The sequence below is a fragment of the Bacilliculturomica massiliensis genome, assembly GCF_900605495.1.
In the GTDB taxonomy this organism is placed as follows: Bacteria; Bacillota; Clostridia; order Peptostreptococcales; family Anaerovoracaceae; genus Bacilliculturomica; species Bacilliculturomica massiliensis.
The window spans coordinates 816,942-829,730 of the sequence record NZ_LR027603.1 but is presented as its reverse complement, the minus strand read 5'-3'; the positions used below and the strand labels follow the sequence as shown (position 1 = coordinate 829,730).

8 protein-coding genes are annotated in these 12,789 nt (G+C 54.3%); 1 reads left to right on the top strand and 7 read right to left on the bottom strand.

Translation table 11 applies throughout. The features are described from left to right. Positions 1-212: 212 nt before the first annotated feature. Positions 213-1,598, bottom strand: a complete 1,386-nt coding sequence (locus E0E37_RS13120) for a sigma-54 interaction domain-containing protein (RefSeq protein ID WP_130863468.1) — start codon at positions 1,596-1,598, stop codon at positions 213-215. 475 nt (positions 1,599-2,073) lie between these two features. Further along, complete coding sequence (gene rny / locus E0E37_RS13115) at positions 2,074-3,642, bottom strand: ribonuclease Y (RefSeq protein ID WP_130863467.1); 1,569 nt, start codon at positions 3,640-3,642, stop codon at positions 2,074-2,076. 269 nt (positions 3,643-3,911) lie between these two features. On the opposite strand from rny, the gene E0E37_RS13110 reads away from it, so the two are divergent. Further along, a complete protein-coding gene (locus E0E37_RS13110; protein WP_130863466.1) occupies positions 3,912-5,021 on the top strand; it encodes an FtsW/RodA/SpoVE family cell cycle protein in 1,110 nt (369 codons plus the stop codon). 1,138 nt (positions 5,022-6,159) lie between these two features. On the opposite strand, the gene E0E37_RS13100 is transcribed toward E0E37_RS13110, so the two are convergent. The 5 genes from E0E37_RS13100 to mreC all read right to left on the bottom strand — a co-directional run bounded on the left by E0E37_RS13100 (position 6,160) and on the right by mreC (position 12,780). Then, positions 6,160-7,488: a dihydroorotase gene (locus E0E37_RS13100; protein ID WP_130863464.1), complete on the bottom strand. Its 1,329-nt coding sequence runs from the start codon at positions 7,486-7,488 to the stop codon at positions 6,160-6,162. Between the two features lie 215 nt (positions 7,489-7,703). After that, positions 7,704-8,426 carry a septum site-determining protein MinD gene (gene minD, locus E0E37_RS13095; RefSeq protein WP_130863463.1) on the bottom strand — a complete coding sequence of 241 codons (723 nt, stop codon included), beginning with the start codon at positions 8,424-8,426 and terminating at the stop codon, positions 7,704-7,706. A 96-nt stretch (positions 8,427-8,522) separates the two neighbouring features. Next, a complete protein-coding gene (locus tag E0E37_RS13090) occupies positions 8,523-11,393 on the bottom strand; it encodes a penicillin-binding transpeptidase domain-containing protein (RefSeq protein ID WP_130863462.1) in 2,871 nt (956 codons plus the stop codon). Between the two features lie 42 nt (positions 11,394-11,435). Next, entirely contained in the window at positions 11,436-11,930 is a 495-nt protein-coding gene (gene mreD / locus E0E37_RS13085; protein ID WP_130863461.1) for a rod shape-determining protein MreD, read from the bottom strand. Between the two features lies 1 nt (position 11,931). Beyond that, positions 11,932-12,780, bottom strand: a complete 849-nt coding sequence (mreC, locus tag E0E37_RS13080; RefSeq protein WP_130863460.1) for a rod shape-determining protein MreC — start codon at positions 12,778-12,780, stop codon at positions 11,932-11,934. Positions 12,781-12,789 lie beyond the last annotated feature (9 nt).

Here is a 12,789-nt window from a genome sequence, read left to right as displayed (position 1 = left end):
ATAGCGAATAAAATCTACTTGTGATAAATTGCAAATATTATGCCAAATGGATGCCCCCCATTTTTCGACCATATGTAAAAAAAACTTTACGAACGTAAAGGGATTTTTACTCGATCCGTAAAGTTTTTTTGATTGGACCAGGCGCCGGCAAAAGCGCCGCCGTTCCTTATTTCAGGAACTGCCGGTCCTCTTTTTATGATGTTTTCATTTCCTTACTTGTGAAGACCATACTTTGTGATCTTATAATTCAGCGACTGCCTTGATATCCCCAGCAGCCGGGCCGCCTCCGCCAGATTTCTGGTGGAATCCAGCGCCTTTTGGATGATCCGCTTCTCAAAAGCGTCCATAGTATCGTCCAGGGACAGCCCCCCGTTCAGCATGCTTTCCTCCGCCATCAGAAGACTATCTTCGATCCCCTGCGTCTTAAACGGCTCCGCCAGATACTCCGGAAGATCTTTTTTCTGGATAAATCTGCTTGAAGCTACGTTGAACGCACCCTCGATCACATTCTTCAGTTCCCGCACATTTCCCGGCCATTTGTGCTTTTTGAAGATATCCTCGACCTCCTCGTCGATATTGATAATATCCCGGTTCATCTTTTCATTATAGCTCTGTATAAAGTGCTCGGTCAGGAAGGAAATGTCGTCCTCCCGCTCCCTGAGGGGCGGGATATTGACCTGCACCACGCTCAGACGGTAAAACAGATCTTCTCTGATCTTCTTCTCGGCGATACACTGGATCGGGTTCGCATTCACCGCTGAGATCACCTTGATGTCGATGGTGACAGGCTCGTAGCTTCCCAGCCTGGTCACCTGCTTCTCCTCGATGGCCTTCAACAGCTTGGACTGCACATTCAGCTCCATGGAATTGATCTCGTCCAGAAACAGCGTTCCGCCGTTGGCGATCTCAAACAGTCCCGGCTTATTTTCCGCTCCCGTATAGCTGCCCTTCGTCGTTCCGAACAGGATGCTCTCCAGCAGATTCCCCGGGATCGCCGCGCAGTTCTGTGAAACGAACCGCCTGCCGCTGCGCTTGCTTGAGGTGTGGATGGACTGGGCCACCAGCTCCTTTCCCGTCCCCGTTTCCCCGTAGATCAAAACAGAGGAATCCGTCTCCGCGATCACCGGTATTCTGGACTTGATGACCTCCAGGCTCTTGGAATTGGTAATAATATCATCCACCGTGTAAAGCTTTTTCATCTCGGCGCCCTGTCTGAAAGAGAGGGTAATATTCTGTCTCTCGTAGGAGGAATCGATGTATCGGGAAACGTCGATCGCCCCGATGATCTCATCGTCTACCTTGATGGGCATGGTGGTGTTGATCACATGCAGCGTCTGACCTTTGTACGTCCGCAGCAGCTGGTATTCATTAAAAATAGGCTTCCCGTTTCGGAGGACCCGCATAATGCTGCTGCTCTCTTCATCCAGATCCGGATATACGTCCAGTACGTGTTTCCCCAGGATATCCTTCTCCTTCAGAGTGCTGATCTCCGGCCGGTAGGTCAGGTAATATTCAATATAGCCGTCTTTGTCCGTCACCAACAATCCGTCAACATAATTGTACAAACTTAATATCTGTTCAACATATCGTCTGAGCATAGCCTTCCTCCCTTACCGGTGCGTCGTCGTGCCTCTGGGTTCTGATTTCAGGGGGACCCGCTTTTATTGTACCATAAACACTAAGCTCTGTCTTCGCCTTCAGCTCGCCAATCGCTAAGTGTTCTGGGCACCTGTCATACCGCCGCTCTGCCTTCGCCTTTGGCTCGCCAATCGCGGGGTATGCACATTGTACCATAAACACTAAGCTCTGTCTTCGCCTTCGGCTCGCCAATCGCTAAGTGTTCTGGGCACCTGTCATACCGCCGCTCTGCCTTCGCCTTTGGCTCGCCAATCGCGGGGTATGCACATTGTACCATAAACACTGAGCTCTGTCTTCGCCTCATTCGCCCCAGGACGCAGCAAGCCCCGCCGATCTGTTTCCAGATTCGGCGGGGCTTGTCCATTTTTTCAGTAAAGTCCGGATCCCCGGCCCTGCAGCCGGTTTCATATGTAGGAAACCGTTCTTTGCCTGACGTTATTTCGCGTAATCGGTAGCTCTGGTCTCGCGGATGACGTTGATCTTGATCTGGCCGGGATATTCCAGCTCGCTCTCGATCTTCTTGCTGATCTCTCTGGCCAGGAAAACGATCGCGTCGTCGGATACCTCATCCGGCTTGGCGATGATACGGATCTCGCGTCCCGCCTGAATAGCGAAGGATTTCTCCACGCCGGGCGTCGTGTTTGCGATCTCCTCAAGCCGCTGCAGCCGCTTGATATAAGTGTCCAGCGTCTCTCTTCTCGCCCCCGGTCTCGCTGCGGACAGCGCGTCGGCGGCGGCAATGAGCACCGCTTCCATGCTCTTGGGCTCATAATCCCCGTGATGGGCTGCCATACCGTTGATGACGGCTTCAGACTCCTTGTACTTTCTCAGGATGTCGATGCCGATATCCACGTGGGTCCCCTCCACTTCGTGATCCAGGGCCTTGCCGATGTCGTGCAGCAGACCTGCGCGCTTTGCAAGTTTTACGTCCAGTCCCAGTTCGCCGGCCATCAGGCCCGCAAGATGGGCGACTTCCACGGAATGCTTCAGTACGTTCTGGCCGTAGCTCGTCCGATACTTCAGTCTTCCAAGAAGCTTGATCAGTTCCGGATGGAGATTGTGGATTCCCACCTCGAAGGTGGCGGCTTCGCCTTCCTCCTTGATGATGTTGTTCACTTCTCTCTCCGCTTTTTCCACCATCTCCTCGATCCTGGCCGGATGGATCCGCCCGTCCACGATGAGTTTTTCCAGAGAGATTCTTGCGATCTCCCTGCGCACCGGGTCGAAGCCCGACAGAATGACGGCTTCCGGGGTATCGTCGATAATCAGGTCGATTCCGGTCAGCGTCTCGATGGCCCGGATGTTTCTTCCTTCTCTGCCGATGATCCGTCCCTTCATCTCGTCGTTGGGCAGCGGTACAACGGACACGGTGCTCTCCGCAACGTGATCCGCCGCGCATCTCTGGATCGCGCCCGTGATGATCTCCTTGGCTTTCTTGTCCCCCTCCTCTTTGGCTTTGGACTCGATATCCTTGATCATAACGGATGCCTCGTAGCGGACCTCCTTCTCCACATTGGAGAGCAGGAGCTCCTTGGCTTCGTCCACAGTGTAACCGGAAATGCGTTCCAGTTCAGCGATCTGCTTCTCAATGAAGCCGTCCAGTTCGTGTTCTTTATCCTTTAATACTTGTTCTTTTTTTGTAATGCCTTCTTCTTTTCTTTCCAAGTTCTCTGTCTTGCGGTCGATCGCTTCTTCTTTCTGGATCAACCGTTTCTCTGATCTTTGGATTTCTGCTCTTCTCTCACGGATCTCGCGATCCACCTCGCTTCTCAGGCGATGAGCTTCCTCCTTCGCCTCCAGCGTGATTTCCTTCTTGATGGTTTCCGACCTGTTCTCAGCGTCGAGGATCATGTTCTTTGCTTTCTGCTCTGCACTTCCAATGGTCTTTTCAGCCAGATTCTTCCGCAATATATATCCAACCAGTAACCCAAGGGCTAAGGCAACAATTCCAATGATAACGGGTATAATAATGTTTTCGATAACAATGCACCTCCTTCTCTGCATAAATTTTCCCGGATAAAACGCCCCGCATTAAAGCGTTTATTTTGTAAACCCTCTGATACTAAATATAGCATTACATTAATTAAATATTGATATAATCACACACTATATATTATAATGAATTACGGACTCATGTCAAGATACAGTATTGCACGCCGGCCAGCGCCGAAAGCGGGGAGAAACGCCTATCCTACGCGGCTCTGCCCGATCCGGCGTCCACATGCAAATTACGGAAAATTCAAATTAAAGATACAATATGAAAGGCAAAACGAATGTCATATTTCTGGAATCTCCTCAAAAACCTGGACCGCACACTGCTTTTTCTGCCCCTGTGCTTTGCGGTGATCAGCATTATCATGATCGGCAGCACGGCCTACGAAGGCAGCTTTGTCATAAACCGGGCCATCATCGTACAGGCAGCCGCCTACGTGATCGGCTTTCTCGTCATGGGGCTGGTGGTCTTCATGGATTACAAGTACTTTGAAAACTTCGAGAAAGCTCTGTATATTTTTTCGATCCTTTTTCTGCTCTGCGTCTACGTACCGGGGCTGGGCGTAGTCCAATACGGAGCCCGGGGCTGGCTGGATCTGAAAGTCGTGTTCCTGCAGCCCGCAGAGGTGGTCAAGATCAGCTTCGTCCTGATCTTCGCCAACTATCTGTCCAAAAACCGGGAAAATCTATATTCTTTTAAGGCCCTTATCAAAGCCGGCCTTTACATGGCGCCTTTCGTCCTGCTCATCATCCTTCAGAAAGACCTGGGCAACGCTCTGGTCTTCTGTGTGATCGCCGGCCTGATGATCTTCGTCGCCGGAGTGGACGGCCGTCTTTACGGCAAGGTGCTGGGCGGGGCCCTGCTGGCCACGCCTATTATGTATCGCTTCATGGCATCCCATCAAAAGGAACGGATCGACGCCTTTCTCCACCCCAACAACCTGGGCCTGGCCGGAAACTATCAGGTATGGCACTCCAAGGTGGCCATCGGTTCCGGCGGCTTCTGGGGCAAGGGATTGTTTCAGGGCACGCAGAAAGAACTGAACTTCCTTCCCGTGGCGGAATCAGACTTCATCTTCGCTGTCATCGTGGAGGAGCTGGGACTGATCGGAGGCCTCTTCATCATCCTGCTCTATGCCATCTTCCTGTACCGCATCCTGAAAATCGCGTCCAACGCCAAGGATACCTACGGTTCTCTCATCGTCTTCGGTATCTTTGCCATGTTCGCCTTTCAGATCTTCGAAAACATCGGCATGACTATGGGCCTGATGCCTGTAACGGGCATTACGCTGCCCTTCATCAGTTCAGGGGGCAGCTCTGTCGTCACCAACATGATCGCGCTGGGTCTGGTCCTGAACGTGGGCATCCGCAGTAAAGTCATCAACTTCTAAATTGCCGGAGAAAAACTTTCCCCCACCCCGCCTTTTCATGCCTGAATTTGATCCCCGACTTTTTGTCGGGGATCTTCTTTTTTTCTATCCGCGTTCTTTTCTGCCCGCCTTTCATTCCCTACCCTCATCCCCCATCTCATCGCTTTTGCATCCTTATTTCCGCGAACCGCCGGGCCGTATACGGGTATGTAAAATCATCTGCGCCTGCCCGCTCACCACCTGCGCCGGCCCGGCGCAGACTACTGACCATGCAGACTGCCTGTCTGGGTCTGTGGGGAGGTCGGCGCCATGGGCCCGCTCACGCCGCATCGGGGGACACGAGTAACGCGGTGGATCGCGGAGCAGCCTGGCGCTATGGGCCGGCGGGCTGCAGAGCAGTCTGGCTCCGGGTTCAGTCTGTCTTCGGGTTCGGCAGATCCCGGGAGCCGGTGGACCGCGGGGCAGCCTGGCGCTATGGACTGGAGGACCGCTCCCGTAATAGGTGAAAAGAGTAAAAAAAATTGATTATCACCGAAATTCACGCAATAATGGGCGATCAAAGCTCAATATATGCTTCCAAATAGGTGAAAACTTTAAAAAAAATAAATTCTCACCCATTTGACAACTCTGTTTCGGTGAAATTGAGAAAAAAAACGAAATCTGACCTATTCCCGCCCATAATCTGCTATCCGGCAGGGGCTATCCGCCAAGGACCGTCCGCCAAGGACCGTCCGCCAAGGACCGTCCGCCAAGGACCGTCCGCCAAGGACCGTCCGCCAAGGACCGTCCGCCAAGGACCGTCCGCCAAGGACCGTCCGCCAAGGACCGTCCGCCAAGGACCGTCCGCCAAGGACCAGACGCCAGGAACAATCCCCCAGAATTCGCCAGCCAAAAACCGAACGCCAGAAACAGAACGCCATGCGCCATCCCCCACAGACCAGCCGGCCGGCGGTTTTCACGCACCATAAAACTGCCGGCAGGATTACCTGCCGGCAGAGAATATCTTTATATTTTTTATTTGTCTGCCTGACGGGGCGCGGCTCATCATCGACAGCGGCCCGTCTATAGCTATGCATTTCGCCTGGTCTCAGCGGCGTCAGGCGCCCCGGTGCAGAACAGGTCATGAAACTTCAGCCGGACGATCCCTGATGCCGCGGCGCTATCTGCCGTCCTCATAGACTACGTCGCCGCCGCAGATGGTGTATTTCACTTTGCCGTACAACGTCTCGCCGATGAAGGGGGAATTTTTGGACTTTGAGGCGAAGTCTCCGGTCACGGTCCAGCTCTCCTCCGGATCGAAGATCACAAGATCTGCTCCGCCGCCCTCTCTGATCACGCCCCGGTCCAGCCGGTACATGCGGGCCGGCATACAGGTCATCTTCTCCAACAGCTTGATAAGCGTCAGATGTCCCCCGCGGACCAGCTTTGTATTTCCCAAAGCCAGCGCTGTCTCCAGACCGATAATGCCGCTGGGCGCGTCCATCAGCCCTCTGTCTTTCTCTTCCTCCGTGTGAGGCGCGTGGTCTGTGGCGATGATGTCGATAGTCCCGTCTTTCAGCCCCTCGATGATAGCCAGACGATCCTCCTCCGTCCGCAGCGGAGGATTCATTTTTGCGTTGGCTCCGTACTTCTTCACCGCTTCCTCCGTCAGAGTAAAATGATGGGGGGTAGCCTCAGCCCACACATCAGCGCCCAGCCGTTTGGCCGTGCGGATCATCTCCACCGACACACCGGAACTGATATGCTGTATATTCACTCTGGCCCCTGTTTCCAGGGCCAGCATGCAGTCTCTTGCCACCAGCACGTCCTCTGCGCTTCGGGAAGCCCCCGGAAACGCCAGCTCATCGCTTACCTTCCCTTTATTCACGCCCGCCTTATCGATCAGCGCAGGGTCCTCCTCGTGAAAGCTGAGAACGGTTTTCAGCTCTCGTGCTGTCCGCATGGCGTCCCGCGCCAGCGCTGCGTTCATGATGGGAAGCCCATCGTCGGTAAAACCGGCGGCGCCGGCCTCCAGCAGTTCCTTCATATCGGTCAGTTCCGTACCTGCCATGCCCCTGGTGATGCAGCCGTCCTGCATCACGTGGATGCCCGTGGCTCTCCCCTTTTCCAGCACGTAACGGATCGTTTCCGGATTGTCCGCCGGCGGCCTGGTATTGGCCATGCAGATAACAGTAGTATAGCCGCCTCGTTTAGCTGCGGCCGCTCCCGTCTCAATGTCTTCTTTTTGAGTCTGGCCCGGATCGCGGAAATGACAATGCACGTCGATCAGACCCGGAGCGACTACTTTGCCCGCCGCTTCGATGATTCTCTCGTACCCTTCCCGCCCGCAGTCACGTCCAATGTGATGGATCCTGCCATCCTTTATGCACAGATCCGTCACCTCATCCCGTTTTGTCTCCGGATCGATAACTCTCCCGTTTCGCACTAAGATCAAAGCTGTTCCCTCTCTTCTCTGCACTCTCTCTGCAATCTTTTTGATTCCCGCCATGCCCTCCTCTGTGATCTCAGGCCATGGCTCTATACTTGTTCAGAAACATTGTTCCGAAGCATTGATCAGAAACATTGTTCTGAATCACTGTTCAGAAACATTATTCTGAAACGCTGCTCCGATATGCCGTTTTGAAACGCCGTTTCAAAACACAGACTACGAGTCCTGAACTAAAACATGGATCCGCGGACTTTCCCCCATCCGCAAATTTGTTTTTACGACTGTAAGATCCGCTCCACGATGGATTCAAAGTTTTTGCGGATGTACGTTCCCTGCTTACACACGATGGGAAAACCGTTATTGGCGGCGATGCGTATATTTTCGTCCTCCGGTATGATGCCCGCCATGGAGATATGCATGGTCTCCGCGATCTGAGACAGCGTAGGCCCCCAGCCCTTTCCAAAGAGCTCGGGCCGCACCATATTGACCACGTAAGTCCGGTCACCGATACCCAGCCCGGACAGAGTGCGGTCCATCATATCCGCATCCCGCAGGGCCACGTATTCCGGCACGGTGATGATAACTGCCTTATCCGCCCCCGCGGCAGCCAGCTTCATGTTCTCGCCTACTCCGGCCGGTCCGTCGATGATGATATAGTCAAAGTTATCCTTGAGCTTTCTGCAGAGCACCTTCATATGGGTCTCCGTCAGATAGCCCGTATCCTTATACTGAGCGGCAGACATGAGGTAGAACTCGGGAAATCTGCGGTCCCGGATCAGCGCTTTCTTGATCCGGCACATCCCGGAGAGCACGTCGGCCACATCGTAGACCACATTATTCTCCAGACCCAGGTACAGGTCGAGATTGCGCAGTCCCATATTCATGTCGATGAGGACCACTCTGGCTCCCCTCTCCGCGAGAATTGCACCCATGTTCGTGGAAAATACGCTTTTTCCCACGCCGCCTTTCCCAGATGCAATCAGTATTACTTCACTCATGTGTCAGCTCCTTGTATTTGCTTTTTTCTATCTCCCGGCCCTTCCGGGCCCATTGTCATCACCGGCTGCCGCCAACTTTCAGCGCTCTCTTCGCGGCTACTGCACCGGCGCCGTTTCCAGACTATAATCGGTGTACGTCTCATCCAGTCCCAGATACTGCGCGATGATCTCCCGAGCCACAGCCGCGCCGTTTCCGCCTGTTCTTCCCTGTACCAGCAGCACGGCCACCGCGATCTGCGGATCCTCGATGGGCGCCGTACAGATAAACCACGAAAACGGACTGTACTCCGACTTATAGGCGTTGATCCGCTCGGTGGAAATTTTGTAGTTGCTCACCCGGCGCACCGCCGCCACTACAGCGTCGTTTCTGTTGTAATAAGTGTCCGGATCCTCCGCCATCAGGCGGTTCATCTCCGCCTCCACATCCTCCCATTTCATGCCGGGAGCAATGCGGGACAGATTGGATCTGATATATTCCACCTCGTCCTTGGGCGGTACGTATCCGCCTTTTTCCGCCGTACCGGTCTTGGCCGCCACGTCCACGGGGAAGGATGCGAAATACGCCCTGGCGCTTCCGCCGCTCTCCTGAGCCACCCGTCTCATGCCTTCCAGCAGGTCGTCGAAGATAGAGTCGTCCGTGATATCCATCTTCACCGGAGCCGCTTTCTCGATGGCGCCCTTTCCTTCCACAGCCTTCACCACACTGACCTGATTGCGCACGCCGTGGTTGGCCAGCGTTGCCATATAGTTGGCCATCTGGATCGGCGTATACGAGTTCTCACCCTGTCCGATGGCGATGTTCAGCTCGTCTCCCTTGGTCCACTGCGCCTGATTGAAATAGTCGAACTTGCATTTATCAGCCACCGTGTTTACCATGTCCTCGCGGATGCCCTGATCCGGCAGTCTCCGGATGATCTCGCTTCTGCTGGGATTTTCTTCGCACCAGTCCGCGATGTTGGAAATATTTTTTTTCAGCTGCTCTCTGTCTGCCAGCGTCTCTTCTGTAAAGTACAGTTCCGCGTCCGCCGTCAGCCACTGTCTCAGCAGCCCCTTTGTCCCCGCCATCTTCTTTTCGGCGGAAGGCGCCGAACCCTTGGCCTCGTCCAGCTCGATCCCTGTCTTCAGGCCCAGCCCGTACTGCTCCGCGTATTTGGAGATCTTTTCGATGCCCATATCCTTTGAGAGCCCAAGGGACTTCTTTTTATAATTGTCCGTGTTGGTGGCCAGATCGTAAAAGTAATAGTTGCAGGACACCTCCATGGCCCGGTAGAGATCCACGCTGCCGTGAGTCCTGGTCTTGTGGGAACTGGTCCAGATCAGACAATTGTAGGCCCGGTTGCCCACCATGATATAGCCGTTGTCCACCAGCTTCCGCTTCGGGTCCAGGCCGCTTTCCAGAGCCGCCGTAGCCGTAACCGGCTTGAAGGTGGATCCGGGCTGGACCGCGGTGTTCAGGGCCAGATTAAGCAGGGGCCGCGGTGAAAGCAGGTCCCTCGAATTCTTGCTCTGCAGCGCGTTCCAGTTCTCGCTGCTGATCCCCGTGGCGAAAAGATTGGGATCGAAATCGGGGAAGCTGGCCATGGCCAGCACATCGCCGGTCTTCACATCCAGCGCCACCACGGCGCCCGACTGCGCGTTGGCGGAGACCTGAGAACTGCTGTAAGTATGGTTTCCCCACTTGCTCACGAAGGTGCCTCCGGTCTGAATGGCCTTAAGAGCCCGCTCCAGAGCGTCCTCCGCCGTCTTCTGGAGCTCCAGATCGATGGTCAGATACACATCGTCGCCCTTCTCCGCCGGAGCGCTGCTGATGACACGCGTGCGTTCTCCGAAAGAATTGACCTGCACCGTCTCCACACCGTCCGTCCCCTTCAGCACGCTTTCAAACTTCTGTTCTATGCCTGTCTTACCGATCATATCCGTAGGACGATAACCTTTGTTGGTCACGTAATCTTCTTTTTCCGTCTCGCTGATCTGACCCAGATAACCCAGAATGTGCGAAGCGGTGCTGCCGTTGGGATAGATCCGCTGGGATTCCGCCGCCACGTCTACCCCGATGAAATCGCTGCTGCGCTCCTCCAGATTGATGATCGTGGTCTCGCAGACGTCCTTGGCGATCTTCGCCGGAATATAACTGGAATACCCCAGCGCGGCGATCTCGTTTCTCACCACCATGATCTTCCTGGCCTCTGTATCCGACAGCGCGGGATCTATGGCGAACTTTTCCCGCAGGATGCGAAAGACCCGCTCCGCCGACAGATGCGTCTTCACGGATTCGAAATTCAGCGTGTAAGCATTGCTGGCTCCCGCTTCCTCCAAAACAGCGATCTCCTCCGGTGTGAGAAATTCCTTCAGCTTGGAAAATTTCATGGAATACCGGCCGAGAAAGCCTTCCTTCTCCAGATCTTCCCGATACTGCATATTCTTCACCGAGATCGGCGGATAGATATTGTATTTTGTCTGAAGCTCCGCCTGAGCTTCATACTTGTCCAGTTCCTCGTCGATATTGTTTCGAGCGCGTATCTCCGCGAACGCCTCCTCCGCCGTAAACGTCACAGGCATATTCTCACTGCGCAGCCACTCCTCGATGGTCTGCTGATACGTATAGTACATGGAGCCGTCGGCATTGATCCTGATAGGCAGATTGTCCACGTATACATCGCCGTTGGCTTCAAACAGCGCGATGAGCTGCTGTGCCTGGCGGTTGATCACATCGTCTTTTAAGTCCGTGGCGTCGAACTGCACGGCAAAGGTGGCCCTGTTGCCCGCCAAAAGTCTCCCGTAGCGATCCAGGATCTGTCCCCTGGGCGCCACTGTATAAATGCTCTTGGTGGTCAGATTGGCGGCGCTGGCCGTCCATCGCTCTCCCTGAACGATGGTCAGGAAAAACAGCCGTATCCCCAATACGGCCATCAGCACCATGACCCCCAGTATGACCTGGTTATTTCTGGATCTGATCCAACGATTCATAATCCCGATCCCCCTCTCCCCAAATATTATATACCGTCACCTCTAAAAATAACGGTCTCCCGGAAATCGCACCAGCCGTCGTCCGAAAATCAGATGGATCCCGATGGTCACGATGCAGTTGTAGATGATCAGCAGCGGGAGTATAGAAAGCATGTAAAGAATGTGAGCCGTCCCCCCCATGGTCACATGGAGCGCCCAGTACATCAGTTCGTAGGCGCAGGTTCCCACCAGCGTGAGGAAAAAAACGGACAAAATGTTGTCTCTGTAGAGAAGATGCTTCGTGAGCCAGATCCCCAGCGAAAGCAAAAAATAACAGATCGCGGCGATCCCCATGAGCTTCCCGAAGCAGAGATCCTGCAAAAGTCCGAACAGGATCCCCATGCCCATCGCCCCGTATCCTTCAAACCAGAAGGAAAACAGCATGACCAGGCAGAGCATCAGATTCGGGGTGACGCCAAACAGGCTCAGCTGATTGAGCAGCGTTGACTGGATCAAAAACGCTCCCAGAAAGATCAGAAACATATACCTCAGCTTCATATCACTCACCCGCCTGACTGCCTGCAGGCACGATGACCACCACTTTTTCAATATCCTTGAAATTGACGCTGGGCTGTATTTTGATCTGCTTCAGCAGCGAATTGGTATCCTGCACCACCTCGCTGATCTTGCCCACGGTGATCCCCGCCGGGTACAGACCGATGCCTGAGGTCAGCAGCAGATCGCCTTCGCTGATCTTGGCGTCAGGATCGAGCATGTATCCCTCCAGACCGCCGCGGCCGTCTCCGTCCAGAACGCCCAGGTAATTCAGGTCCTGATCGCGGAAGATCTTAAAGCTCACGTTGCTGCTCTCATCGATGATGCCGATGACCTTGGCCCAATTTCCTCCGGCCTCCAGAACGCGGCCCACCAGCCCGTCTCCGTTGACTACGATGCCATCCTTGACCACGCCCTGATCCGTCCCCTTGTTGATGGTAAAAATGTTGAACCAGTTGGAACCGTCCAGAGAGATAACATCCGCTGAAATATGATCGTAGCCCTCTTCCGCATTCACATAATTGAGCGCGTCGGAAAGCTCCCGCAGCTCCTGCAGCTCCAGCTGCGAAAACTGCAGCTTGATATTCTCCTGCTCCAGCTGGGCGATCCGTTCCTTCAGCTCCTCGTTTTCCCGCGCTACGGCGCGGAAGGAAAACAGCCCCTTCAGCCCTTTGGCGACTCCGTTTCCCGCGCCGGCCAGCGGCTCCTGCACCCTGGCCAGACCGCTGTTGATCAATCTGCCCAGCGGCGAGCTGCTCCCCTTGTACACATATGACACCGCCAGAATGATGAGCAGACAAAGGCCCACGGCAATGAAAGCCGTCAGCCTGGTGTGAGCGCGAAACCATTTCATCAATTCAAT